Origin of the sequence: Providencia sp. PROV189, assembly GCF_028480065.1 — a bacterium.
GTDB classification, from domain to species: domain Bacteria; phylum Pseudomonadota; class Gammaproteobacteria; order Enterobacterales; family Enterobacteriaceae; genus Providencia; species Providencia stuartii.
Genome location: NZ_JAMPOG010000010.1, coordinates 1 through 25,654 on the forward strand (window position 1 = coordinate 1; position 25,654 = coordinate 25,654).

The 25,654-nt window shown below is 41.3% G+C and carries 21 protein-coding genes and 1 pseudogene; 12 read left to right on the top strand and 10 right to left on the bottom strand.

Annotated features, from left to right (window positions below):
- The first annotated feature begins 227 nt into the window (after positions 1 to 227).
- Positions 228 to 650 (top strand): hypothetical protein, encoded by a 423-nt coding sequence (locus PR833_RS08005; RefSeq protein ID WP_004915963.1) that lies wholly within the window; start codon positions 228 to 230, stop codon positions 648 to 650.
- Positions 651 to 729: 79 nt separating this feature from the next.
- Here PR833_RS08005 and lptG read toward each other — a convergent pair whose 3' ends face one another.
- Positions 730 to 1,806, bottom strand: coding sequence for an LPS export ABC transporter permease LptG (gene lptG, locus PR833_RS08010; protein WP_004915962.1), 1,077 nt, complete (start codon positions 1,804 to 1,806; stop codon positions 730 to 732).
- Positions 1,806 to 2,903 carry an LPS export ABC transporter permease LptF gene (gene lptF, locus PR833_RS08015; protein ID WP_004915961.1) on the bottom strand — a complete coding sequence of 366 codons (1,098 nt, stop codon included), beginning with the start codon at positions 2,901 to 2,903 and terminating at the stop codon, positions 1,806 to 1,808. The genes lptG and lptF overlap by 1 nt, the downstream gene beginning before the upstream one ends.
- A 278-nt stretch (positions 2,904 to 3,181) precedes the next feature.
- Here lptF and pepA point away from each other — a divergent pair, with 278 nt between their 5' ends.
- From pepA to PR833_RS08035, 4 genes are all read left to right on the top strand, one after another.
- The gene (gene pepA, locus PR833_RS08020) at positions 3,182 to 4,693 is read left to right on the top strand and encodes a leucyl aminopeptidase (RefSeq protein ID WP_004915960.1); all 1,512 of its coding nucleotides are present in this window, start codon (positions 3,182 to 3,184) and stop codon (positions 4,691 to 4,693) included.
- Positions 4,694 to 4,932: 239 nt separating this feature from the next.
- Entirely contained in the window at positions 4,933 to 5,382 is a 450-nt protein-coding gene (locus tag PR833_RS08025) for a DNA polymerase III subunit chi (protein ID WP_004915959.1), read from the top strand.
- A gap of 13 nt (positions 5,383 to 5,395) precedes the next feature.
- Complete coding sequence (locus PR833_RS08030; protein WP_154625918.1) at positions 5,396 to 8,290, top strand: valine--tRNA ligase; 2,895 nt, start codon at positions 5,396 to 5,398, stop codon at positions 8,288 to 8,290.
- Positions 8,291 to 8,507: 217 nt separating this feature from the next.
- Complete coding sequence (locus tag PR833_RS08035) at positions 8,508 to 9,008, top strand: GNAT family N-acetyltransferase (protein WP_154625917.1); 501 nt, start codon at positions 8,508 to 8,510, stop codon at positions 9,006 to 9,008.
- 75 nt (positions 9,009 to 9,083) lie between these two features.
- On the opposite strand, the gene PR833_RS08040 is transcribed toward PR833_RS08035, so the two are convergent.
- From PR833_RS08040 to PR833_RS08050, 3 genes are all read right to left on the bottom strand, one after another.
- Positions 9,084 to 9,482 carry a MerR family transcriptional regulator gene (locus PR833_RS08040; RefSeq protein WP_004915954.1) on the bottom strand — a complete coding sequence of 133 codons (399 nt, stop codon included), beginning with the start codon at positions 9,480 to 9,482 and terminating at the stop codon, positions 9,084 to 9,086.
- Positions 9,483 to 9,743: 261 nt separating this feature from the next.
- Positions 9,744 to 10,097: a helix-turn-helix domain-containing protein gene (locus PR833_RS08045; RefSeq protein ID WP_004915952.1), complete on the bottom strand. Its 354-nt coding sequence runs from the start codon at positions 10,095 to 10,097 to the stop codon at positions 9,744 to 9,746.
- 29 nt (positions 10,098 to 10,126) lie between these two features.
- Positions 10,127 to 10,417 (bottom strand): YdgH/BhsA/McbA-like domain containing protein, encoded by a 291-nt coding sequence (locus PR833_RS08050; RefSeq protein ID WP_223854648.1) that lies wholly within the window; start codon positions 10,415 to 10,417, stop codon positions 10,127 to 10,129.
- A gap of 308 nt (positions 10,418 to 10,725) precedes the next feature.
- On the opposite strand from PR833_RS08050, the gene PR833_RS08055 reads away from it, so the two are divergent.
- From PR833_RS08055 to PR833_RS08080, 6 genes are all read left to right on the top strand, one after another.
- The gene (locus PR833_RS08055; protein WP_004915947.1) at positions 10,726 to 11,946 is read left to right on the top strand and encodes an efflux RND transporter periplasmic adaptor subunit; all 1,221 of its coding nucleotides are present in this window, start codon (positions 10,726 to 10,728) and stop codon (positions 11,944 to 11,946) included.
- The gene (locus PR833_RS08060; RefSeq protein WP_272526016.1) at positions 11,946 to 15,086 is read left to right on the top strand and encodes an efflux RND transporter permease subunit; all 3,141 of its coding nucleotides are present in this window, start codon (positions 11,946 to 11,948) and stop codon (positions 15,084 to 15,086) included. The genes PR833_RS08055 and PR833_RS08060 overlap by 1 nt, the downstream gene beginning before the upstream one ends.
- Positions 15,087 to 15,289: 203 nt before the next feature.
- On the top strand, positions 15,290 to 17,788 hold the full coding sequence (locus PR833_RS08065) for a heavy metal translocating P-type ATPase (protein WP_036942728.1): 2,499 nt from the start codon (positions 15,290 to 15,292) through the stop codon (positions 17,786 to 17,788).
- A gap of 55 nt (positions 17,789 to 17,843) precedes the next feature.
- Positions 17,844 to 18,116, top strand: coding sequence for a glutaredoxin family protein (locus PR833_RS08070; protein WP_004915940.1), 273 nt, complete (start codon positions 17,844 to 17,846; stop codon positions 18,114 to 18,116).
- A gap of 44 nt (positions 18,117 to 18,160) precedes the next feature.
- Positions 18,161 to 18,622, top strand: a complete 462-nt coding sequence (cueR, locus tag PR833_RS08075; RefSeq protein ID WP_004915938.1) for a Cu(I)-responsive transcriptional regulator — start codon at positions 18,161 to 18,163, stop codon at positions 18,620 to 18,622.
- 61 nt (positions 18,623 to 18,683) lie between these two features.
- On the top strand, positions 18,684 to 18,881 hold the full coding sequence (locus PR833_RS08080) for a heavy-metal-associated domain-containing protein (RefSeq protein WP_004915936.1): 198 nt from the start codon (positions 18,684 to 18,686) through the stop codon (positions 18,879 to 18,881).
- A gap of 172 nt (positions 18,882 to 19,053) precedes the next feature.
- Here PR833_RS08080 and rraB read toward each other — a convergent pair whose 3' ends face one another.
- Positions 19,054 to 19,467 (bottom strand): ribonuclease E inhibitor RraB, encoded by a 414-nt coding sequence (gene rraB, locus PR833_RS08085; RefSeq protein ID WP_036944087.1) that lies wholly within the window; start codon positions 19,465 to 19,467, stop codon positions 19,054 to 19,056.
- 163 nt (positions 19,468 to 19,630) lie between these two features.
- Between rraB and argF the strand changes: the two genes are divergently transcribed.
- Entirely contained in the window at positions 19,631 to 20,656 is a 1,026-nt protein-coding gene (argF, locus tag PR833_RS08090; protein ID WP_154598893.1) for an ornithine carbamoyltransferase, read from the top strand.
- Positions 20,657 to 20,763: 107 nt separating this feature from the next.
- Here argF and PR833_RS08095 read toward each other — a convergent pair.
- The 4 genes and pseudogenes from PR833_RS08095 to PR833_RS08110 all read right to left on the bottom strand — a co-directional run.
- Positions 20,764 to 21,132: pseudogene (locus tag PR833_RS08095) on the bottom strand (HAD-IA family hydrolase); the annotation flags it as partial.
- 111 nt (positions 21,133 to 21,243) lie between these two features.
- Positions 21,244 to 23,121 (bottom strand): metallophosphoesterase, encoded by a 1,878-nt coding sequence (locus PR833_RS08100; protein ID WP_272526017.1) that lies wholly within the window; start codon positions 23,119 to 23,121, stop codon positions 21,244 to 21,246.
- 84 nt (positions 23,122 to 23,205) lie between these two features.
- Complete coding sequence (locus tag PR833_RS08105; RefSeq protein WP_004915914.1) at positions 23,206 to 24,414, bottom strand: adenosylhomocysteinase; 1,209 nt, start codon at positions 24,412 to 24,414, stop codon at positions 23,206 to 23,208.
- A 30-nt stretch (positions 24,415 to 24,444) separates the two neighbouring features.
- Complete coding sequence (locus PR833_RS08110; RefSeq protein ID WP_272526018.1) at positions 24,445 to 25,638, bottom strand: MFS transporter; 1,194 nt, start codon at positions 25,636 to 25,638, stop codon at positions 24,445 to 24,447.
- Positions 25,639 to 25,654: the final 16 nt, after the last annotated feature.

A 25,654-nucleotide genomic window follows, 5' to 3' on the forward strand; every position in this document is an offset into this window, starting at 1 on the left:
TAACAGTGCTTACCCGCTTAATTTTTATCCTTTGTGATCACGATAATAACCAGTAAGAACCTATTTAATAGAGTGACAGCACGCATCACGGCACAAATCTTTTTATATTATATTGATGGCTTATTAATACTGTTCTTACTGTATAACTATCAATCATTGGTTTTTGCAAGCACCAAGACATATTCATCGCAATACTAGTGACATAAACAATTCAAGGAGAGAATTTTATGTCATCAATTATTATTAAAACGCATGGTGAAAAAGGGTTGCTGCAAATGCGAGATGGCACTTTTGCGAAAGTGACTAACGCCAATTGCCATGCGCTGCTAGCGGATAAAATTAAAGGCATAAAACAGAGCCCTTCGCTTATAAAACTATGCAGTTGTCATAGTGCTGAAGGGGGGCGATTCTCAAATGCACAAGTCATGGCCAATCAATTAAAACTCCCTGTAATGGGGTTTTATGGCATCACGCACGAGAATATCGTGAAAGCAGCTACTGGCAATAAAAAAGCACACCCTATTTTCCATCCTCAAGAAAATAAATTAAATGCCAAAATAAGTGAGCTAGGTAATCGATTTATTGGTAACTTACTCAAAATTAGAATTTTTATTACTCATCCAACTCTCCCTGAGCCTTTCAAGTATTGATTGGTTTAATACAAATAAATAAGCCACCGCATTACTCAATACGATGGCTTATTGGAATATTATCGATTTTAAAATTGGCTTACTTACGTTTCACCAGCAAGACAATACTGACCCCAAGGAATAGGACGCTTGGTAGTAACGCCGCAATAATAGGCGGTATCGAGTAGACCAAACTCCACTTACCAAACCCTTCATTTAGGACATAAAACAGGAAGCCACCAACAATCCCAGAGACGACACGTACCCCCATCGGTACAGTACGTAATGGACCGAAGATAAATGAAACGGCCATAAACATCATCACTGCTGCGGATAGAGGCGCTAAGATCTTTTTCCACATACTCAATTCATAGACTGCGGCTACCTGCCCACTCTCTTTTAAGTAAGCGATATATTGATAAAGCCCGCGAATCGAAAGGGAGTCTGCACTCAAGGAAACGATACCGAGTTTTTCGGGTGTCAGATTCGTTTTCCACTCATAAGTTAAGCGCTGGGAGCCCGTAATTTTTTTCTCACTACTTAAAATAGACTCATCAACTTGAGACAACACCCACAATTGATTGTCTTTGTCATAAGCGCCGCTTGAAGCAAACATCACCGATGTTAACTTATGCTGCTCATTAAAGCGGTAGATAGACACTTCTTGAATCGATGTGGTATCAGAGACGCGTTGAATATGAATAAAATCAGGGCCATCTTTCGCCCACATCCCTTCATCTGTCACAACTAATGAGTTACCCACAATTTTTTCTGCGCGATAATTTCTCGCCCATTGATCTGCGCTTGGGGCAACCCATTCGCCAATCAACATCGCCACAATAACCAGAGGGATCGCTGTTTTCATCACGGACAGTGCAATTTGCAAGCGTGTAAAGCCAGAAGCTTGCATAACCACCAGCTCACTACGTGATGCTAAAGCACCTAACCCTAGTAACGCTCCGAGCAGCGCCGCCATCGGAAAGAAAATATCGATATCTTTTGGGATCGTTAATAACGTAAATACCCCAGCGCCTAGGGTCGTATATTCACCATCACCAACTTTACGTAGTTGCTCGACAAATTTGATGATCCCTGAAAGGGACACCAACATAAACAAGGTCATTAAAATAGAGTTGAGGATGGTTCGTCCAATGTACCTGTCTAAAACACCAAACATCAGGCAGCCCCTCTATTAAATTTGACGCGTAAACGGCGCATTGGCACGGTATTCCATACGTTTAGGATAATCGCTAAAGCCAGATACCCTAAGTTAACTGCCCACATTGCATATTTCGGATCAACATCCCCTTTTTCTGCGCTATTACGCAATGTACTTTGTAATAGGAAGAAAATAAGATACAGCAACATGGCTGGCAGCATGCTCAATACCCGCCCTTGACGAGGGTTCACTTCACTCAGCGGCACTACCATTAATGCCATCACCACCACCGAGAAGACAATCGTCAAGCGCCAATGGAATTCTGCATTGGAATCAAAGTCATTCGCCTTCCATAACTGAAGCATATTTTTTTGTTCGACTCTATCATTGCGGGCATCACTTGGTTTGTGATCAATAACCGCCTGATAATTTTTAAAGTCGGTGATGCGGAAATCACGTAATAATGCCGTTCCTTCGTAGCGAGTTCCTTCATCCAATACCACAATTTGTCGGCCATCGGCATCTTCTCGCATATAGCCACTATCGGCGACCACTACCGATGGGCGCTGTTCATTAGTGGCGCGCAATTGTGCTAAGAAGACATTTTTAAAGTCATTACCTTTGACGTCGCCAATATACAATACGATGTTTCTATCTTTGGTGGTTTTGAATTGCCCTTCCACCATGGCAGCTAGCCCAGGGTTAGCTTTAGCGTCTGCCAGCACCTGTTCTTGATATTGCGACGACCAAGGAAGCATCCACGCAATATTGCCTATTGCGACCAATGCGGTCAACGTTGCAAGCACCAGAGCGGCCTTAACCAGAACGCTTTTCCCGAGTCCGCATGCATGCATCACCGTAATTTCACTTTCGGTGTACAGTTTGCTGTATGTCATCAGTAGCCCAAGAAATAGGCTTAAAGGGAGGATCAATTGCGCCATTTCAGGCACGCCCAATCCCAGTAACGGTAATACTAAATCTGAAGGAATATTTCCCTGAACAGCAGCCCCGAGAATATCGATGGACTTCTGACTAAAAAAAATCAACATTAGCACAAAAAGGATAGCTAGCTGACTTTTCAGGGTCTCCCGTACCAAATATCTAATAATGATCACGCTTATACGCCTGTGAAAACTTGTCTTTTGGGTGGAAAATGGCTAAGTTCGTTCAATATCTACCATTTGTTAACATATACTCTGGCTCATTGTATGACTAGAATGATATAAAAGCATTCTCTATACTGATTACCCAATCAGAACATGCTTAATATTATTGAAATACCAGATATCTGCTCAGTTTAACATAAAGAGTTCATTCTCTATGAGGTAGATTATGCTGTAACGCTAATTTTAGCGGGAGCATGGGCCTTTGTCTTTAAGATTCAGGAGAACGCATGGAGTTTAGTGTAAAAAGTGGTAGCCCGGAAAAACAACGTAGCGCATGTATCGTTGTCGGAGTCTTTGAACCACGCCGTCTGTCCCCTATAGCTGAACAGCTGGACAAAATAAGTGACGGATATATCAGCGCCCTGCTGCGCCGCGGGGAACTTGAAGGTAAAGTAGGGCAATCCCTACTACTCCATCATGTACCAAATATCCTGTCTGAACGTATTCTACTCATCGGCTGTGGTAAAGAACGTGAGCTAGATGAGCGTCAATTCAAACAGATTATTCAGAAAACAATCAGCACATTGAATGAAACTGGTTCAATGGAAGCCGTCTGTTTTTTAACTGAGTTACACGTTAAAGGCCGTAATAATTATTGGAAAGTACGTCAAGCTGTTGAAACGGCAAAAGAGTCGCTCTACGTCTTTGATCAATTGAAAAGCAATAAAACGGAACATCGCCGTCCACTGCGTAAGTTGGTTTTCAATGTGCCAACACGCCGTGAATTAACGAGCGGTGAGCGTGCTATCGCCCATGGACTCGCCATTGCGTCCGGTGTTAAGGCAGCGAAAGATCTCAGCAACATGCCACCAAACATTTGTAATGCGGCATATTTAGCATCACAAGCACGTCAATTAGCTGACATTTCTGAAAATAGGCTGACAACACGTGTTATCGGTGAAGAGCAGATGAAAGAGCTAGGCATGAATGCTTACCTCGCTGTTGGTCAAGGCTCACAAAATGAATCGCTGATGTCTATCATGGAGTACAAAGGTAACCCTGATCCTGAAGCGAAACCTATTGTATTAGTCGGTAAAGGCCTCACATTTGACTCAGGTGGTATTTCTATCAAGCCAGCAGATAGCATGGATGAAATGAAATATGACATGTGCGGTGCTGCAACGGTTTACGGTGTGATGCGTTTTATCACCGAATTGCAATTGCCAATCAACGTGGTCGGTGTGCTGGCTGGCTGTGAAAATATGCCAGGAGGACGAGCCTATCGCCCAGGTGATATCCTCACCACGATGTCAGGGCAAACGGTTGAAGTACTTAATACTGACGCCGAAGGTCGTTTAGTGCTATGTGATACCCTCACCTATGTCGAGCGTTTTGAGCCGGAATTGGTTATCGATATCGCCACATTGACAGGGGCTTGTGTGATTGCGTTAGGTAGCCATTACACTGGCTTAATGTCAAACCACAACCCTCTGGCTCATGAGTTATTAAACGCTTCTGAGCAAGCGGGTGACCGTGCATGGCGCTTACCGTTAGCTGATGAATACTATGAGCAAATCAGCTCTAATTTTGCTGACTTAGCCAATACAGGTGGTCGTCCTGCGGGTGCAATTACTGCGGGCTGCTTCCTCGCTCGTTTTGCGACCAAATACAATTGGGCGCACTTGGATATTGCTGGTACAGCATGGCGTTCAGGTAAAGCAAAAGGCGCAACAGGCCGTCCTGTGTCATTGTTGTCACAGTTCTTACTGAACCGCGCTGGCCTGAACGGCGACGATTAGTCTTAATTGATGTCCTATAATGACGCGAGTTACAGACCATTGCGTTGTAACTCGTGTCATGGGTCTAGACGCTAAATAGCTCAAGGTGTAGCGAGTCAAATTGGTGTTGCAACTTGAACTATGACGAGTATATAGCACTCAAGAGTGCGATACGCTAAAATAGCCCCATCTTCATTTCAGGGTATTGCCTGTCGCAATACCCTTTTTGCATAACATTTTTCTATTCCATAAAGAAAGAGATGAAAAACGCCACCTTTTATTTGCTTGAACAACCATCGCCGCAAGTAGAGTTAGAAGCCCATGAATGGCTTGCTTGCGAACTTGCGGCGCAAATGTGGCGTGATGGTAAGCGTGTTTTAGTCGCGTGTGAAACCGCTGAGCAAGCAGAAAAACTGGATGAGTCACTTTGGCAAAGAGATCCTCATCAGTTCGTGCCTCATAACCTTGCTGGTGAAGGGCCTCGTTATGGCGCACCGATTGAAATTTGCTGGCCGGGGAAACGTGGAAATGCCCAACGCGATATTCTGATCAATCTTCAGAGCCAGTTTGCAGACTTTGCCACTGCATTCCATGAAGTGATAGACTTTGTGCCTATTGATGAAACTTTAAAACAGTTGGCGCGTGAACGGTATAAAATTTACCGCAGCGTCGGCTTCAATTTGACTATGGCGACGCCGCCAACTAACTGAATACGATATAAAAATGGATAAGAAACCAGATAATGCGATTGCCGAGCCTTCGCTCGATAAAACTTATAATCCCGCTGAAATAGAGCAAGCACGCTATGCTCATTGGGAAAAAAGCGGTTATTTCAAACCAAACGGGGATACTAGCAAAGAAAGTTTCTGTGTCGTTATTCCACCACCAAACGTCACAGGTAGCCTGCATATGGGGCATGCTTTCCAGCAAACGATTATGGATACCATGATCCGTTACCAACGCATGCAAGGTAAAAATACGCTGTGGCAAACAGGTACTGACCATGCTGGTATCGCAACCCAAATGGTTGTTGAACGTAAGATCGCGGCTGAAGAGAACAAAACTCGTCACGATTACGGCCGCGATGCGTTTATTGACAAAATTTGGCAATGGAAAGCAGAGTCTGGTGGCACCATTTCACAACAAATGCGCCGTTTAGGTGACTCTGTTGATTGGGAGCGCGAGCGCTTCACAATGGATGAAGGCCTATCAAAAGCCGTTAAAGAAGCCTTCGTTCGTCTTTATAAAGATAACTTAATTTATCGTGGTAAACGCCTCGTTAACTGGGATCCTAAACTCCACACTGCGATTTCTGATTTGGAAGTCGAAAACCGTGAAATCAAAGGCTCCATGTGGCATTTACGCTATCCACTTGCAGATGGTGCAAAAACAGCCGAAGGTAAAGATTATCTGGTTGTCGCAACCACACGCCCAGAAACTATGCTGGGTGATACTGGTGTGGCGGTTAACCCAGAAGATCCCCGTTATAAAGATTTAATTGGTAAAGAAATTATTCTTCCAATCGTCAATCGCCGTATTCCAATTGTCGGTGACGAACACGCCGACATGGAAAAAGGCACCGGCTGCGTGAAAATTACCCCTGCTCATGACTTTAATGACTATGAAGTCGGTAAACGTCATCAGCTCATTATGATCAACATGATGGATTTAGATGGTAATGTCCGTAGTGAAGCAGAAGTCTTTGATACTCACGGTAATCCATCAACCGCATATAGCAGTGAAATCCCAGAAGCTTACCGTGGTATGGAGCGTTTTGCTGCACGTAAAGCGATTGTCGCGGAATTTGAGCAGTTAGGTTTATTGGTTGAAGTTAAGCCGCATGACTTAACAGTGCCTTATGGTGACCGCGGTGGCGTCGTTATCGAGCCAATGCTAACTGACCAATGGTATGTTCGTACTAAGCCGCTAGCAGAAGATGCCATTAAAGCGGTTGAAGATGGTCGTATTCAATTCGTACCTCGCCAATACGAAAATATGTATTACTCTTGGATGCGTGATATCCAAGATTGGTGTATCTCTCGCCAATTGTGGTGGGGTCATCGTATTCCTGCATGGTATGACGACAAAGGTAATGTCTATGTGGGTCGCGATGAAGATGAAGTTCGTCGTGAAAACAACTTGGGGGCAGAGATTGCACTGCGCCAAGACGAAGACGTATTGGATACTTGGTTCTCTTCTGGTTTATGGACCTTCTCAACATTAGGCTGGCCTGAAAATACCGAAGCACTGAAAACGTTCCATCCTACCGATGTGTTGGTCAGTGGTTTCGACATTATTTTCTTCTGGATAGCCCGCATGATCATGATGACCATGCACTTCATTAAAGATGAGAACGGCGTACCGCAAGTACCGTTCAAAACCGTTTATATGACGGGTTTGATCCGTGATGAAGAAGGCCAAAAAATGTCTAAATCCAAAGGGAACGTTATCGACCCTCTGGACATGATCGACGGTATTTCGTTAGAAGATCTGCTTGAGAAACGTACTGGCAATATGATGCAGCCACAATTGGCTGAAAAAATTGCCAAGCGTACTCGCAAAGAGTATCCAAACGGTATTGAAGCACATGGTACTGACGCACTACGCTTTACCTTAGCGGCGCTTGCCTCAACAGGCCGAGATATCAACTGGGATATGAAACGTCTGTCTGGCTACCGCAACTTCTGTAATAAATTATGGAACGCAAGCCGCTTTGTCCTAATGAACACAGAAAATCAAGACTGTGGTCAGAACGGTGGTGAAATGAGCTTCTCTTTGGCTGATCGCTGGATCATGGCTCAGTTCAACCAAACCATCAAAGCGTACCGTGAAGCCCTCGATACCCATCGTTATGATATTGCCGCGGGTATTTTGTATGACTTCACTTGGAACGAATTCTGTGACTGGTACTTGGAGCTATCAAAACCTGCTGTTCACAAAGGTAATGAAGCGCAAGCTCGTGCAGCACGTTTCACGCTGATCGAAGTATTAGAAGCGCTATTACGTTTAGCACACCCTATTATTCCATTTATCACGGAAACTATCTGGCAACGTGTGAAAGTTGTCAAAGGGATTGATGCAGATACCATCATGCTACAACCATTCCCTGAATTTGATGCAGCTAAAGTGGACGAGCAAGCACTGAGTGATTTGGAATGGATCAAAGAAGCTATCATTGCTGTCCGTAATATTCGTGCCGAAATGAATATTTCGCCGGGTAAACCACTAGATGTATTACTGCGTGGTGCTTCTGAAGATGCGAAACGTCGCGTTGCAGAAAACCAAAACTTTATTAAATCCATGGCACGCCTTGCAAGTATCACGGTACTGACAGACGGTGAAGAAGCGCCAGTTTCTGTGACAAAACTGGTTAGCGGTACTGAGCTATTGATCCCAATGGCAGGCCTGATTGATAAAGATGCCGAGTTAGCGCGTTTGGATAAAGAGTTAGAGAAAGTACTCAAAGAGATTGAGTCTATTGAAAGCAAACTCGCTAATGAAGGTTTTGTCAGCCGTGCACCTGCTGCCGTTGTTGAGAAAGAGCGCGAGCGCCTAGCGGCTAACATTGAAGCTAAAGGTAAGTTAGAAGCACAAAAAGTGACCATTGCGTCGCTATAATCTGCCTCTTTCACACTGACTTAAAACCCTTATTGGTTCGCCAATAGGGGTTTTTTATTAGAACACCTATCTAAATAAGTAAATCAATCCCGAACCCTATACCCACGTTAATTAATCGATTATTATGATACGACTGCGTTCGCAGATCTCAGATTGAAGTTCCCTTCTGGTTCTCTCTCACTGAGTAGTACAAAACAATAAATAAAGAGAGTTTCTCATGACAACAAATACAACAACCCACACTATTCGTTTAATCGAACAAAAAGATAATGCGGGGATTGCCGCGGTTATCCGTGAAGTTTCAGCAGAACATGGCTTAACGGCTGATAAAGGTTTTGCGGTAGCCGATCCTATTTTAGATACGCTCTATGAAGTCTATAGCAAGCCTCGTAGTGCTTACTGGGTCGTTGAAATGGACGGTAAAATTGTCGGTGGTGGTGGCATATCACAATTAGCTGGCGGTGATAATGACACAGCCGAGCTACAAAAAATGTATCTCTCTTCGGTATTAAGAGGTAAAGGGGTCGCTAAGCAGATTGTACTAATGTCATTAGAGTTTGCTAAAGCACAAGGTTATACACGCTGCTACCTAGAAACAACCGCAGATTTACAAGCAGCCATTAAACTGTATGAGAAATTAGGCTTTGAATTTATCGATGAGCCACTCGGCAATACAGGCCACAGCGATTGTGAAATCCGTATGCTAAAAGCACTGTAATCACAGTCTCCATAAGGATAGCCAAGCTGCTATCCTTATTACCTATATAGATAGAAAATCGTATAACGTTAAAGATCAAATCTCTTTAGATAATAAGTTTTTTATTATCCCACACTTATGATTGCTATTCATTTCATTGCTATGATCTTGTAAGATAATCAATTCTCTTTCGAGCTTTTTCAGCTTTTCGATATTTTCTCTAATATTAAATAGATGTGAGTTAATCACGCCCTCAACGAGCTCACAATCATCACTATTATTATCCACCAGATCTAATAGTTTTTTTATTTCACGATGAGACATATTAAGACTACGGCAATTTTTTATAAAACGGAGTCGTTCAATATGGTTTTCACTGTAACTGCGATAGTTATTATCATTTCTATTCGGAGGAACGATTAGGCCCTCTTTTTCATAAAACCGTATTGTCTCTCTTGGAATATTGAATAATTTTGATACTTCACCTATTTTCATATTCTTCCACCTAAAAACAGAGATAGGTTATTTTAAATTTTCAATAATGCTAATCCTTACCATTATTGTAAGGTCAAGAAAAACGATGATTTGATTATTTTTCTTATTTAATTTTTTTATTTCAACAAATTAAAAGTAAAACCATCAAAGGTTAACCTATTCAGCTAGCCGCTAGACCAACAATTTTTAGTTTATTGCATTATCTAGCTGGCTAGCTAGGCTTAATACTTTATGACACGATTGTTATCAAAATACGCTATACTACGCATGGTACCTGAGTGCGGTTTCTCTCCTATATTTAGCAGGGGTTACTTTCAATTTACGCTTAAAAGCTCTTGTTAACCCTTGCTGTCCATCAAAACCGTATCTAAAAGCAATATCAATAATCTTGTCATTTGTCTGTTTCAAATCAGATGACACCTTTAATAGCCTATTAATTAAAAGATATTGCCCTAAGCTGACGCCCACGGTATTTTTAAAAATACGTTGAAAATACCATTTTGAATAGCCAGCCCTATGAGAGATTTCCGCAATATTCAGTGGCTTATCCACATTCATATCAATCCATAAAAGAATATCTTGTATCACATTTTCTCTAATGGTGTGATGACTCATCGCTCATCTCCTTATAAAATCAAAGGATTTTATTGATAAAATATAACATGTCCTCGGAGTTTAGTTTCGCCACTTGCTCCAACAATTTTATAACTACTCGCCCCTATCTTTTTTGCCGTTTCCTGAGCTTGCGTTTCTATTGATGATAAACTCGCATCACCAATAAATGTGGCTGAGCTGAGTATTTTTTTATGCGTATCTACAGATAAATAATTCTCAGTAACCTTACTTGATGCCTGTTGAGAATATGTTTGATTATTTGCAGCGACGCCTTGATAACTAACTAGGCTTAATACAAATAAAGCGATAATCTTTTTCATCATTAATCCTTATTTATGTCCGTGTTTTAATTAATGATGAATATTAAAAACCTTAAAGTAGATACAAGGTCAATAACTTATTTGGCTTTTGCAAACTTATTTTTATATCTATCTCTAAGATAACCTTATTGAGAGTATTCAATTTGTTTAATTAAAAATAAACGTAAACACTGTCCTTCAATATATTCCCACACCTGCTTGCATTAAAACTGTTGACCTTACAACTACTGTAACCTTTACCCTTACACAACATTGGTTATTCAACATTAAAGCTAACAATGAAATCAATTAATTAGGTAAAGTTTATTATGAAGATGAAAATCGGAATATATGCGACATTTGTTGTGGCTATGGGGATAAGCGGCCTCGCTATCGCACAAGATGCTAATAATGATAATAAACCCGAAACGACAAGTTCTACGATGCTCCCTAAAGTGCCTGTCGCGGAAGTGATCCAACGGGAAATGACTCCTTTTTCTGAATTTACAGGCTACTTAGCTTCACCCAAAACGGTTGATTTACGCTCTCGCGTGGGTGGACGGATTAATTCTGTAGACGTTCCTGAAGGGCAACTGGTTAAAAAAGGCGATTTACTCTTCCAAATCGACCCTCATCCATTTCAAATCGCCTTACTTGAGGCTGAGGGAAAATTAAGCCAAGCAGAAGCCTTAGCGGCTCAAGCTAGTAGAAATTACCAACGCCTCAAAGGATTAGTAAATAAAGGTGCCGTTTCGCGGAAAGATTATGATGATGCCTTATCCACGCTGACCGCAAATAATGCACAAGTAAAATCAGCAAAAGCCGCGGTAGAATCCGCCAAACTCAATTTATCTTATACGCAAATTCGTTCCCCTATTGCAGGCCGAGTCGATAGAGCCTTTATTACTGAAGGGAACCTAGTGACTGGTGGCGACACCAGTAGTGCAACACGTTTAACTACGATTGTTTCAATTGACCCAATATATGCTTATTTTGATATTGATGAAGCCACTTTTCATCAATTAGCGGGGTTACAATCATCAACAATAAGCAATACTAAGGCCACATTACCGCCCGTTACCATACAATTACCGAATGAAAAAAGTACCCACTATTTAGGAAGCCTGAATTTTGTTGGTAACCAAATAGAGCGGACAACAGGCACAGTAAAAGTGCGCGCCGTCGTTGCTAACAAAGAGGGGAAACTGATTCCCGGCGCTTTTATTCGTGCACAACTTCCTACCGGTCCTAAAAAAACCACCATTTTAATTGATGACCAAGCAATCGGCTCTAATCAAGGGCAAAACTATGTCTTGGTTCTTGATAACAATAACCAAGCTGAATATCGCCCTGTCCAGTTAGGTGCCCTAGTTGATGGCCTTAGAGTGATCAATGAGGGTTTAACAGCGGGTGAAAAGGTCATTATTAAAGGCCTTGTTAGACCGGGTATGGCGGTGATGCCTGAATACACCTCAATGGAGCCTTCATCAACAAAAGAGCCTCACCAAACTCAACATCAACCTTCAGATGAAATAGAGGAAAACAGATAATGAATTTTCCCCGTTTCTTTATACAGCGCCCTATCTTTGCCATGGTCTTATCAATATTTATATTGATAGCAGGGATTTTGAGCTTTTATAAATTGCCCCTAAGCGAATATCCATCCGTGACTCCCCCTACGGTTCAGGTTATCGCCAGTTATCCAGGTGCAACACCCAAGGTGATTGCTGATACGGTGGCCTCCCCCATCGAACAAGCGGTTAATGGGGTAGAAGGCATGCTCTATATGAGCTCGCAAATGTCGACCGATGGAAAAATGGTACTGACCATCTCTTTTAGGCAAGATGTCGACCCCGATATTGCACAAATTCAAGTGCAAAACTTAGTTTCGCGCGTCATTCCTCGCTTGCCTCAAGAAGTTCAACAAATTGGCGTCACAACGGAAAAAACGTCACCGGATGTCCTAATGGTCGTCCATATGTACTCACCCAATAATGTCTATGACCCACTGTTTGTCTCTAATTACGCTTTACTCAATGTACGTGATGAAATTGCTAGATTACCCGGTGTTGCCAGCGCATTAGTTTGGGGGGAAGGTGAATATGCGATGCGAGCATGGATTGATCCCACAAAAGTCGCATCATTAGGCTTAACGGCAAATGATATCGTTACGGCTATTCGCGAACAAAATATTCAAGTCGCTACAGGTTCGATTGGGCAGCAGCCGAACTCAACGTCCTCATTTCAAATCAGCGTCAATGCACTTGGTCGACTCACAACCGAAGAGCAATTTGGCAATATTATTATTCAAACAGGCGAAGATGGGCAGTCGACCTATTTAAAAGATGTCGCTCGATTAGAGCTAGGTGCCGATAATTATTCACTTCGCAGCTTACTGAATGGGCAAAACGCGGTTGGCTTACAGATTGTCATGAGCCCCGGAGCAAATGCGTTGGAAGTGGCAGAGTCGGTACGAGAAACCATGGCTCGTTTACAGGCTAACTTTATCGAAGGGATCGACTATAAAATTGCCTACGATCCAACTATTTTTGTCAGCGCCTCACTAAAATCGGTCGCTATCACCTTACTTGAAGCCACCATATTAGTGGTTATTGTCGTGGTGCTCTTTTTACAAAGTTGGCGAGCATCAATCATTCCGTTAGTAGCTGTTCCCGTATCACTCGTGGGAACATTTGCCTTTATGTACCTATTCGGCTTTTCTCTCAATACACTATCGCTATTCGGTTTAGTTATCTCAATAGGGATAGTGGTGGATGACGCGATAGTCGTCGTTGAAAACGTTGAAAGGCATATCTCGGAAGGATTAACACCAAAAGAAGCCGCCTTTAAAGCGATGGAAGAGGTCACAGGCCCTATTATTGCCATTACATCAGTATTAGCGGCTGTTTTTATTCCAACCGCATTTTTATCCGGTTTACAAGGTGAGTTTTATCGACAATTTTCATTAACGATCGTGATTTCAACGATTATTTCTGCGATTAACTCATTGACCTTATCTCCTGCTCTCAGTGCTATCTTACTGAAGCCCCATGATAAAAATAGCAAACCAGACTGGTTGACTCGCATTATCAATGCGATATTTAGTCGCTTTTTCGCTAAATTTAATCTCTTTTTCAATGCATTATCCAACAAATACGTTCAGATTGTACGCCGCTGCATACGAGGAAGTTTAATTATTCTTGTGCTATATCTTGGCTTTGTTGGGCTAACCGCACTCGGGTTTAAAGTGGTTCCTAATGGCTTTGTTCCTGCACAGGATAAATATTACTTAATTGGCGTCGCGCAATTGCCTTCGGGTGCTTCTCTCGATAGAACAGAAGCGGTTGTGAAAGAGATGTCACGCCTCGCACTGATGGAGCCTGGTGTTGAAAACGTGGTAGCGTTCCCTGGCCTCTCTGTAAATGGCCCCGTTAACTTACCGAATTCAGCACTCATGTTTGCAATGCTCAAACCGTTTGATGAGCGTACTGATCCTTCACTATCAGCAAATGCCATCGCCGAACGCCTAATGGGTAAATTTAGTCAAATACCGGATGGTTTTGTTGGCATATTCCCTCCACCTCCGGTTCCCGGCTTGGGTTCGATGGGGGGCTTTAAGGTACAAATAGAAGATAGGGTTGATCTTGGCTTTGATGCGTTAGCGCAAGTGCAAGAGCAAGTGTTGATGAAAGCAATGCAAGCTCCCGAATTAACTGGCATGATGGCAAGTTTCCAGACCAATTCGCCACAAATCGATGTGGATATTGATCGCGAAAAAGCCAAAGCGCAAGGTGTTACGCTCACCGATATCTTTGATGCATTACAGATTAATTTGGGATCACTCTACGTCAATGATTTCAATCGTTTTGGTCGAACCTATCGCGTCATTGTGCAAGCAGATACGCCCTTTAGAATGGATCCTAAAGATATTGAACTCATCAAGGTACGTAATAAGCATGGGGAGATGATCCCTCTGAGTAGCTTAGTGACGATTACCCGTACAAATGGCCCTGATCGCGTGATCCACTATAACGGTTACCCTTCTGTCGATATCACCGGCAACGCGGCTCCTGGCTTTACTTCAGGACAAGCCACTGATGCGATGGAGAAGATCTTACGTGAAACATTGCCCGAAGGCATGAGCTTTGAATGGACAGATCTAACCTATCAAGAGCAGTTAGCGGGTAATTCAGCACTCTATATTTTCCCATTAGCAGTGCTATTTGCTTTCTTGATCTTGGCTGCTCAATATAACAGTTGGTCATTACCATTCTCTGTACTATTAATCGCGCCAATGGCTCTACTTTCTGCTATTGCCGGCGTATGGTTGCTCAATGGAGATAATAATATCTTCACACAAATCGCTTTCATTGTGCTGGTCGGCCTTGCTGCAAAAAATGCGATTTTGATTGTTGAATTTGCGATCGCCCAAGAGAAACAAGGAAAAGATCCTTTAGCCGCCGTATCAGAAGCCGCTCATCTACGATTACGCCCTATTTTGATGACATCCTTTGCCTTTATTGCTGGCGTGATCCCGCTTGTTTTAGCGACGGGAGCGGGTTCAGAGATGAGACAAGCCGTGGGGGTTGCGGTGTTCTTCGGCATGCTAGGTGTAACGCTATTTGGTTTACTATTAACCCCTGTTTTCTACATGATGATACGTAAATTAGCGGGTAAAAAATCCCCATAATCGACCTCAAAAACAGTTCGCTAAACAACGATAGTTTAGCGAACTCATAATACAAACCTATTATATTGCATATAAAACAAAGAGATAGTTACATTTGACTGTGGCTATCTCTTTTTTGAACATAATAATAAAAAAAATGCTTGACCTTCCCCTTAAGGTAAACGTTAGGCTTTACGCATGATGATACTTAAGAGGGTAAATCAATGACTACGAATCTATCTCAATCTTCAGCCAATAGGCTGAGTTTACCAGTCGAAGGAATGACCTGTGCATCCTGTGTAGGCCGTGTCGAACGTGCCTTAAAAGCGGTCGATAATATTGATACCGCCGTCGTGAACTTAGCAACTGAACGTGCAGACATTACATTTAAAGAGCATGTTGATGTAGACGCCGCGATCCGTGCGATTGAAAGTTCAGGCTATAAAGTCAGAGAAGAAATCACAGAATTAGCCATTGAAGAGATGACGTGTGCATCTTGTGTTGGTCGTGTTGAAAAAGCACTTACTCAAATACCCGGTGTTATTGAAGCGAGTGTCAATTTAGCCACCGAGCGCGCTCGCATTCGCCATTTGTCTGGAGCCGTCACTGCCGCTGACTTAGAAGCTGCCGTTGTTCAAGCCGGTTATAAGCCTCGTCGCTTATCCGATGCCAGCACTAATGTGAATGAGCAAGCGGATGAACGTCGTGAACAAGAGGAGCGTTCACTGCGCCGTTCACTATTTACTGCCGCAATATTTACGCTACCAGTATTTATTATTGAAATGGGCTCTCACTTTATTCCGGGTATTCATCATTGGGTTGCAAATACTCTCGGTCAGCAACTCAATTGGTATATCCAATTTGTGTTAGCCACTCTCGTTTTATTCGGCCCAGGCTTGCGCTTTTTCCAAAAAGGGGTTCCCGCGTTGCTGCGTGCTGCACCGGATATGAACTCACTGGTTGCAGTCGGTACGGCAGCCGCTTACGGCTATTCCGTTGTTGCCACCTTTATGCCACAAATTCTGCCCGTTGGCACTGCGAATGTGTATTTCGAAGCCGCGGTCGTTATCGTGACATTAATTCTGCTTGGTCGCACATTGGAGGCGCGAGCAAAAGGGAAGACGTCTCAAGCCATTAAACGCCTTGTTGGCTTACAAGCCAAAACAGCACGAGTGGAACGTGATGGCAAAATGATCGAAATTCCACTCGATGAAGTCGCCACCGACGACATTGTTTTCGTTCGTCCGGGTGAAAAAATTCCTGTTGATGGTGTTGTTATCGAAGGGGCTTCTTATGTCGATGAAAGCATGATCACCGGTGAACCGGTTCCTGTCTCAAAAGAAATAGGCTCTGAGGTTGTCGGCGGTACTATCAATAAAACAGGGGCATTCAGTTTCCGTGTGACCCAAATTGGTTCAAACACCGTATTAGCACAAATTATTCGCTTAGTTGAAGAAGCGCAAGGATCCAAACTACCAATCCAAGCATTAGTGGATAAAGTCACGATGTGGTTTGTGCCAGCGGTCATGGCAGGTGCAGTTATCACTTTCTTTATTTGGTTGATTTTTGGCCCAGATCCTGCGCTTACCTTTGCTCTGATCAACGCCGTTGCGGTATTGATTATTGCATGTCCGTGTGCGATGGGTCTTGCGACACCAACATCTATTATGGTCGGTACTGGTCGTGCAGCGGAATTAGGTGTTCTTTTCCGTAAAGGTGAAGCCTTACAAGCTCTGCGTGATGTCAGTGTCGTCGCTCTGGATAAAACTGGTACGTTAACAAAAGGTCGCCCTGAATTAACCGATCTCGTTCCAGCAGAAGGATTTGAATATGATGAAGTTTTAGCCTTAGTTGCTGCGATTGAAACCCGCTCCGAGCATCCGATAGCCGAAGCCATTGTGGCTGCCGCAAAAGAAAAAGGGATTTCATTTGCCGCAATCGAAGAGTTTGAAGCTGTACCTGGGTTTGGTGTTTCAGCGAAAGTAGGAGGCCGTTCAGTTTCTGTCGGGGCAGACCGCTTTATGAAACAACTCGGCTTAGAAGTGAGCCATTTCCAACCAACCGCATTACGTTTAGGCGAACAAGGCAAAAGCCCGCTGTATGCGGCAATTGATGGGCGTTTAGCAGCAATTATTGCCGTTGCTGACCCAATAAAAGAGACCACCCCAGAAGCGATTAAAGCCTTACATTCATTAGGCTTAAAAGTGGCGATGATCACCGGTGATAATGCGGCAACGGCTGCTGCAATCGCTAAGCAACTCGGTATTGATGAAGTGGCTGCCGAAGTACTGCCTGACGGCAAAGTCGCAGCACTAAAACAGTTCCGTAGTAATGGCAATAAAGTCGCCTTTGTGGGAGATGGTATTAACGATGCTCCTGCACTTGCCGAAGCCGATGTTGGGTTGGCTATCGGTACGGGAACAGACGTCGCCATTGAAGCGGCAGATGTGGTCTTGATGTCAGGTGACTTGCGTGGTGTTGTCGATGCAATTGCCTTAAGCCAAGCGACTATCCGTAATATAAAACAAAACCTATTTTGGGCGTTCGCTTATAACGCGCTCTTGATCCCAGTGGCAGCAGGCTTACTGTACCCAATTAATGGCACTTTGCTTTCACCGATTTTAGCGGCGGCGGCAATGGCTCTTTCTAGCGTCTTTGTATTAGGTAACGCCTTACGTCTTAAACGCTTCCAAGCACCGATGAAAGAAGGCATCACTCAATAAACAATCGACAAGCCAGGCCTTGCTCAGGTCTGGCTATACCAATCGAAAGGAGAACATGATGGCGCTGACATCTCAACCTAAAATTACAATTTACACCACCCCCACCTGCCCCGATTGCCAATTGCTCAAAGAGTGGTTGGTTAAAGAGCAACTTACATTTGACGAGCGGGATCTGACCGACCCACAAATTATGGCCGAGGCGAAGGCGCGTACTGGCGTACGTGTCGCGCCAATTACCCTAATTGGAGAGCATCTATTTTACGGCACTTTTGCCTCACAAAAACCAAACATTATCGCCGCTCTTAAACGGGCAAAAGAGAAGTCATAAGCACCTTGTTTCAAGGGGTATCATACTGTTGGAGAGGTAAAATTATGAATATTGGTCAAGCAGCCAAACTTTCTGGTATCTCAGCAAAAATGATCCGTTATTATGAACAAACAGGTTTGCTCCCCAAGGCTAAGCGTACCGATGCAGGATACCGTTATTACAATCAATCCGATGTCGATAGCTTTAATCTTATCCGCCGCGCTCGAGCACTCGGTTTTTCCACTGAACAAATTTCTGTTTTACTGTACTTATGGCGGGATAGAGAACGCACTAGCGCCGATGTTAAGGCGATGGCACTCACCCATCTTTCCGAGCTAAAAAGAAAAATCAATGAACTACAAGCTATCGCTAAAACATTAGAAACACTGACTCAACATTGCCATGGCGACAGTAAACCTGATTGTCCGATCATTGAAAATTTAGTGAACCCAACAAAGCGCGATGAGACGCCGCCAGCTAAAAATCGTCGATTCGATAATTTCTCAATGCGTATGGTAAAAAATTGATTGACCTTCCAATAGGGGGAAGCTTTATATTGATTAACGTATTGATAATAGGAGTGTAAAAATGATTAATTTAACTATCCCAAAAATGGCTTGTGATGGCTGCGCGAAATCAATCAAAAAAGTGGTATTAGATATTGATGCGCAAGCACAGGTTGAAGCAGACCCTGCGACGAAAAAAGTGCAGATCAACAGCCGTATTGATGAAAGTATTTTCCGTACCGCACTCAGTACAGCAGGGTACCCAGCAGATCCAGCTTAAGAAAGGTTTATTGATAGCTGGCTGACTAAGATAGATATGCCATGTTAGCCAGTTATTTAGGATATGGATTGAATCGTTAACTATTTTTCGGTCATCATGTGCCTGCTTTGTTGTTAGGATCAACATATCAAAAGCAGGCAATTACACGGTTTAAATTACAGCCTTTGCCGAATTAATGGAAACGTTCTCCACCTTCTTCGCCGTCTTCGTCTTCGTCATCATATTCAGCATCAGGGTCTTCAAAGTAAGTTCCCCAACCATCATAGTTGATACCTAATTTTTCAGCTAACTTCATCAACTGTTCAACTTGCGCATCGATCAACTCTGCATTAAGTGCACTTTCGCTGATCACATCACAACACATTAGCGTCACACCATTTTCGACTTCCAGCTCTTCCGCATCAGTGACTTCATAACCTAATTTAAAGGCTTCTACTGCTGCTTTTTCTAGTAGTTCAAAATTGTCTGCTGAGAAATGGTGTTCAATTGCATACAATGCATCAGGATCACTGCCATCTTCCAGTAACTCTTCAATAATTAGACGCGTTTCTTCGTATTGTGCCTCTAACTCAGCTTTATCCACCATATCCACACCTCTTTTTTCATTATCGCTAGTCTCTAGGCCATTCTCCCATAGGGCTGCCAGTGACACCATACCTGAATGAATAATTTCTTTTCTATTGGGGGTTGATTTTGAATTTTTATGAATATAAATTGAATATTAATTCAAATAAAAAAGGCTGAATTTTATGAACCCCTTCTATAAAAAGCATTTTCTTAGGTTACTTGATTTTACACCTAACGAAATTCATTCATTATTGAAACTGTCAGCATGGCTGAAAGCACAGAAGAAAGCTGGCCTCGAAAAACCGCTACTCGCGGGTAAAAATATTGCCCTTATCTTTGAAAAAGACTCTACACGCACACGCTGCGCCTTTGAAGTTGGAGCGTTTGATCAAGGAGCTAGAGTGACTTACCTTGGCCCTTCCGGTAGTCAAATCGGGCATAAAGAGACCATGAAAGATACCGCGAGAGTGCTTGGTCGGATGTATGATGGTATTCAATATCGGGGGTTTAGTCAGTCAACGGTTGAAACCTTAGCAACACATTCGGGAGTGCCTGTATGGAATGGATTAACGAATGAATTCCATCCCACACAGTTATTAGCCGACTTACTCACTATCCGAGAACATCAACCGAACAAGCCTCTATCCGAAATTAAATTTGCTTATTTAGGCGATGCGCGTAACAACATGGGGAACTCCATGCTAGAAGCCGCCGCACTGACGGGGATGGACGTACGTTTAGTTGCACCAAAAAGTTGCTGGCCGGAAGCTGAATTAGTTGAAATTTGCCAAAAAGCGGCACTGAAAACGGGAGGGAAAATCACGCTCACTGAGGATGTCGCTGAAGGGGTCAAAGGTGCAGATTTCCTGTATACCGACGTTTGGGTGTCAATGGGTGAAGCAAAAGCAGTCTGGGCTGAACGAATTCATTTACTTAAGCCATATCAAGTGAATATGGATGTCATTAAGCTCACTGGTAACCCAGATGTCAAATTCCTACATTGTTTACCTGCATTTCATAATGAAGATACTACCCTTGGCGCACAACTCGCTAAAGAGTTTGATATGTGGGGAGGTTTGGAAGTCACGGAAGAGGTTTTTGAATCCCCTTACAGCATTGTGTTCGATGAAGCAGAAAACCGTTTACACACAATCAAAGCGGTAATGGTTGCAACATTAGCACCTGAATTACCTTGTGGTGTTATTTAATTGAGTGGCTTAGGTCGGTGGTGCCTACTCATAAAAGTTGAGGTAATAGGCACCACAATATCGCACAGACTCGAACTCAGCCTAATTGAAATCGGCGATACGGTGACTTAAGGTCTTTCGCCATTAGCCAGTCGAATATTTATCTTCTCTATAAGATCAGGTAGCTCAGCTAATGTCCCTATCACATAATGCGCCCCCGCAGTAAATAATTTATTAGCTGCTTGCTGGCGTAATTGTGTGGTGTCATCGGCTGACATGCTTTGATATTCATCCCATGTTTTACCAAACTCATTACCTGATAAAGCAAGACCAACACTCCACATGCCCGCATTACGCCCTTCTTCAATACCCGGTGCCGCATCATCAACCTTAATGCAATGGGCAACTGAATCGATACCCAATTCAATGACATTTTGTAGCGCCATCCATGAGCCAAGGCGACCACCCGCCGCTAAATCATCACTCGCAATCCAATAGTATCCGACCGAACGGCAACCAAAAACTTTAAATACAGGTAAGCTGTAACGGTCAACTAAAAATGGAGACTACCTTAGCCATTCTCAACGACCTAAAATAGTCTCCAAATGTCATTTGCTTATTTTTATTTGGTAAGTCATCCACTTTTTATCTTGGCTATTCAACTTCAGTTCATATTGATTATTCCATAAGAACGTCGCTGACTTGTCTGTGTAATGCGGTAATACTAAATGCATTTGTACTGGTAAGTCAGAAATTATGCGATAATTATTTTTAGGTTTAGAATATTCATGGTGTGAGGAAATATATTTACTGAAAATATCAATATTTCTTTCATTTCCAATATCTAAATAAGGGCTATCTTTATTATTTTGAAAAAAAGGCGCATATTTACTAGCAACAATAATAAAGGAATCTTCGTCCGTTATTTCTATACCATTATAACGAATATTAGATATCCTTCCTTTTTTCACCTGTTCATTCCGCTTACCAGACAAATCGTATAACGGCTGATTGCTAATATTTACATCATATGTCAACCCTATTATTGGGTAAAATAGAAAACTATGAAACTGATTATTTATCAAAGGAGTAGAGTCACCATCAGGGGAGTTGTATATATTTGAGCTCATTTCTAACCATTCAATTATCTGCTGTTTATTTACTCTTAAGGCGGATAAATAAGCAGGGTAGAAAATTTGATTTAAGTCTCTATTCGTAAGCTTTCTATCCTGTATATCAATGATATAATTATCGTCATTTAATGAAAAAGAAGGTGAAATAGAAACAAGCAGCTTATCATTTTCATTTGTGTAATTTTTCATATAATCATGAATTGAATCAACAAGGAGTGTTGTTAAACTTTCATTTCCTATTAAATTAAAATTATTATCAATTTTAAATTGATCAAGACTGACCTCCTTATCTAAATCTTTTTTTAAGTCTATTTCTGTATCATTTATACATGATAATACACTTTTAATAGTATTTTCCGCAGCAGGCACATCACTTTTTTCTAACTGATAACCTTTACTACTTTTTATAAGCCATTGCCCATTCTTTTTTTCAAGGTTAAAGGTTATTGCAGATACTGACTCCCCCCATTTCCCTGGTTGTGCGGCTGGCTTATCAAATATTTTTCCTGATTCAATATTAATATTTTCATGCGCTATCGTTTTTTTAGAAGGAAATATTTCATGAGTATGACCAAATAAAATACCATCAATATTTGGATTTCTTGCAAGATAATATGCTACATTCTCCATTCCATATTCAATTGGTGATACATCAATCCCTGAATGGGATAAAGCAATTACAAGATCTGCACCATCCTTTCTAGCCTTATCTGCTGCGCTATTGGCAGATTCTAGCATATCAAAAAATATAATTTTATTTTCCAGTTTACTTTTATTAAAAAGCATTGTTTGCGGAGGAACCAAGCCTATGTAAGCAATTTTCAATAAGTGATTTTTACCTACGTCATCGATTACATTTTTTTCTTTTATAATATACTCAGGATAAAGGCTTTCCTGTTTTTCTTTATCAATAACATTACTTAAAACCACAGGAAAGTTTGCACCTGAATAAGACTTCTTTAAAAAATCAACGCCATTATCAAAATCATGATTACCTGGAGTTGCGACATCATAATTTAGGGCATTCAAGCTGCATATAATAGGAGAAATATTATAATAGGCATCATTCTGATTATAACGTTTAATGACATGATTACCGATTGGGTTTCCTGATAAAAGATCGCCAGTATCAACTAAATAAGTATTTTTATGGTCACGTCTAAACTTTTCAATAGTGCCTATCCATGATATCAAACCATAATTTTCGCTTTTAGTATTACTGTAATAGTTATCATCACTAATAAAAGAATGGATATCTGATGTACTGAGTATATTAACCTCAACTAAATTATCAGCATACGATGATGAGATTAAAACGCTTATTAATAATGAACCAAGAAATATTCTCTTCATATTATTATCTCAAAATTAATTTATTATAATAATTGTTTTGCACTAAACATTAATGTTTATTAAGTCATTACACCTTGACTCAAATTAATGCGTGATCCAATTATCACAGGCGAGTTGCGCCACTTTCATTTCTATATCAAAAGGAACTGGTTGTGGGATATTTTTTAATGTTTTACTACTGAGTGCTATTTTTTCTAAGCTTAATGTTTGTAGCGCCAGTCCTAAATCCATCACTTCAATAGGATTACCATTACCTGCGGATAAATTGACTAAATTTGCATCAGACATTAAAAATATATTTTTACCTGTTTTCAGTTGGTATCTGTTGATATTAGGCGTGACGTCTTCGCAACTAGATGTGATGGAATTCAGCGCTTTTATATCAACTTCACGTTGAAAGTGCCCTGCATTTGCCACAATGACATTATCTTTCATTGCCGTAAAATGCTTCGAGGTCAGTATGTTATCTCGTCCCACTACACTGACAACAAAATCAGCATCACACAAAGTATCCAAAAGTTCCGCGGTCTGAAAACCTTCTAAATGTGCCTCCAACCGAGTCAGTGGATTTGTGTCAACAACAGTAACATGAGCCCCCATTCCTCTGAAGCGCTGCGCTACACCAGAACCACAATATCCATATCCGATAACGACAACCTTTTTACCGTGTATCATCACATTAGTCGCATGAGCAATACTTTCAACAACTGATGAACCGACGCCATATCTGTTTTCTATAATTCGCTTAGACTGAGTATCATTAATAATGAGTGTTGGCCAAAGTTGAGAAACAAAGTTTTCTCGTAAACGATTTGCCCCTGTTGTTGTCTCTTCAGTTGCACCAATAATTGTCTTTTGTAACGACTTAAATTTAGGATCAGTCAGGACTAGTTCATGCAAATCAGCGCCATTATCAGCAATGATGCAAGGGTTCATTTCTAATACCTTTTTACAATAGGTAATATGATCCTCAAATGACTCGTTTCTTCTCGCAAAAACACTGACATTCATATACTTAACCAATGCTGCGGCTGTTTCATCCTGTGTCGAACCAGGAGAGCCTGTAATGGCAATTCTTGCGCCACCTTTTGTTAAAGCTTCAAGCCATACTCCTGTTTTCGCTTCAACATGCAAACAAATGCCAATAGTCATTCCTTTAAAAGGCTGTTCCTGTTCAAGTCTTTTTATTAAATGCTTCATAATAGGCATATGTGTTTTTGCCCAATTGATACGCTTCATCCCAAGTTCTGCCAAACTCATATCTTGAATAGAGTACTGATCGATATCTAACATAATATATACCTCAAAAATTTTACATTTTTATTAAACATGAATTTTTTTAACATTGTTTTTTGTAAAAATCAGATAGACCACATAAGCTAGTGTAAATACAAGCGTATAACTAGTGAATATAATCCAGAACATTTTCCAATCAACAACACCATTCGTTGTATTAAGGTCTAATACCCAACCACTCAGTATTGCCCCTAAAAAAGTACCAAAACCATTAACCAATGTAGTAAATACACCTTGCGCGGTAGATCGAAATTCCGGGGTTATTTCTTTTTCCAAAAATAAAGAACCAGATATATTAAAAAAATCAAATGCACAACCATAAATTATCATAGAAAGAAATAACACCATGGTTCCTATATATGTAAAATCGCCATAAGCAAATAATCCAAAACGTAATATCCACGCAATCATACTTAGTAATAAAATTTTCTCTATTTTTATGTGCCTTAATAACAATGGGAGTAGCAATATAAAAAAGACCTCAGAAAATTGCGATATTGATAAGAATATTGTCGGATGCGCTGAAAAAATTGAATTTTTGGCTTCAGGTAATTCAGAAAGGTCTTGTAAAAAAGGTACGCCTAATGTATTTGTGATCTGTAAAACAGATCCTAAGAGCATAGAAAAAAACAGAAAAACAACCACTTGAGGCTTTCCAAATAGAATTTTTAAGTCGCTAAATTCAAAAGCATGAGGGGCATCTATTACAGATTTACTGTGATTATTTATTGAGATAAAAACAATAGAATAAATACTCAAAATAACAGAAGCAATTGCAGCAATGTACAGTTGATAATAGCTAGTTTCTAATTCCAATAAACTAATTATCCACATTGCGGATATAAACCCAACCGTCCCATACACTCTAATTTTAGGAAAATATTCTTCTGAATTTAATTTTTCCTTACCAATAGTTTCAAAAATTATGCTATTGCATATCGACATTGTTGGCATATAAAAAAGAAGATGAAACAATGTCATTAAAAAAAGTAAGCTAAATGAAGAACTATGCGCCATTAGAATTAGAAAAAATGCTGATATCAAATGAGTTGTGACATAAACTAATTTTCTATTGTTGATTTTATCTGCTATTAGACCGATTAAAATAGGTGAGCATAATGATGCTATTCCTAGTGTGCTAAATATTAACCCTACATCCCCACCTTTAAAATGAAGGGTATTGAGCATATATGATGCAAAGGTAACTAACCAAGAGCCCATATGAAAAACTGTAAAA

What these genes read in the sequence shown, in the direction of transcription:
- PR833_RS08005 (WP_004915963.1), top strand. Translation starts at nt 228, where the DNA reads ATGTCATCAATTATTATTAAAACGCATGGTGAAAAAGGGTTGCTGCAA.
- lptG (WP_004915962.1), bottom strand. Translation starts at nt 1,806, where the DNA reads ATGTTTGGTGTTTTAGACAGGTACATTGGACGAACCATCCTCAACTCT.
- pepA (WP_004915960.1), top strand. Translation starts at nt 3,182, where the DNA reads ATGGAGTTTAGTGTAAAAAGTGGTAGCCCGGAAAAACAACGTAGCGCA.
- PR833_RS08025 (WP_004915959.1), top strand. Translation starts at nt 4,933, where the DNA reads ATGAAAAACGCCACCTTTTATTTGCTTGAACAACCATCGCCGCAAGTA.
- PR833_RS08030 (WP_154625918.1), top strand. Translation starts at nt 5,396, where the DNA reads ATGGATAAGAAACCAGATAATGCGATTGCCGAGCCTTCGCTCGATAAA.
- PR833_RS08035 (WP_154625917.1), top strand. Translation starts at nt 8,508, where the DNA reads ATGACAACAAATACAACAACCCACACTATTCGTTTAATCGAACAAAAA.
- PR833_RS08040 (WP_004915954.1), bottom strand. Translation starts at nt 9,482, where the DNA reads ATGAAAATAGGTGAAGTATCAAAATTATTCAATATTCCAAGAGAGACA.
- PR833_RS08045 (WP_004915952.1), bottom strand. Translation starts at nt 10,097, where the DNA reads ATGAGTCATCACACCATTAGAGAAAATGTGATACAAGATATTCTTTTA.
- PR833_RS08050 (WP_223854648.1), bottom strand. Translation starts at nt 10,417, where the DNA reads ATGAAAAAGATTATCGCTTTATTTGTATTAAGCCTAGTTAGTTATCAA.
- PR833_RS08055 (WP_004915947.1), top strand. Translation starts at nt 10,726, where the DNA reads ATGAAGATGAAAATCGGAATATATGCGACATTTGTTGTGGCTATGGGG.
- PR833_RS08060 (WP_272526016.1), top strand. Translation starts at nt 11,946, where the DNA reads ATGAATTTTCCCCGTTTCTTTATACAGCGCCCTATCTTTGCCATGGTC.
- PR833_RS08065 (WP_036942728.1), top strand. Translation starts at nt 15,290, where the DNA reads ATGACTACGAATCTATCTCAATCTTCAGCCAATAGGCTGAGTTTACCA.
- PR833_RS08070 (WP_004915940.1), top strand. Translation starts at nt 17,844, where the DNA reads ATGATGGCGCTGACATCTCAACCTAAAATTACAATTTACACCACCCCC.
- cueR (WP_004915938.1), top strand. Translation starts at nt 18,161, where the DNA reads ATGAATATTGGTCAAGCAGCCAAACTTTCTGGTATCTCAGCAAAAATG.
- PR833_RS08080 (WP_004915936.1), top strand. Translation starts at nt 18,684, where the DNA reads ATGATTAATTTAACTATCCCAAAAATGGCTTGTGATGGCTGCGCGAAA.
- rraB (WP_036944087.1), bottom strand. Translation starts at nt 19,467, where the DNA reads ATGGTGGATAAAGCTGAGTTAGAGGCACAATACGAAGAAACGCGTCTA.
- argF (WP_154598893.1), top strand. Translation starts at nt 19,631, where the DNA reads ATGAACCCCTTCTATAAAAAGCATTTTCTTAGGTTACTTGATTTTACA.
- PR833_RS08100 (WP_272526017.1), bottom strand. Translation starts at nt 23,121, where the DNA reads ATGAAGAGAATATTTCTTGGTTCATTATTAATAAGCGTTTTAATCTCA.
- PR833_RS08105 (WP_004915914.1), bottom strand. Translation starts at nt 24,414, where the DNA reads ATGTTAGATATCGATCAGTACTCTATTCAAGATATGAGTTTGGCAGAA.
- PR833_RS08110 (WP_272526018.1), bottom strand. Translation starts at nt 25,638, where the DNA reads ATGGGCTCTTGGTTAGTTACCTTTGCATCATATATGCTCAATACCCTT.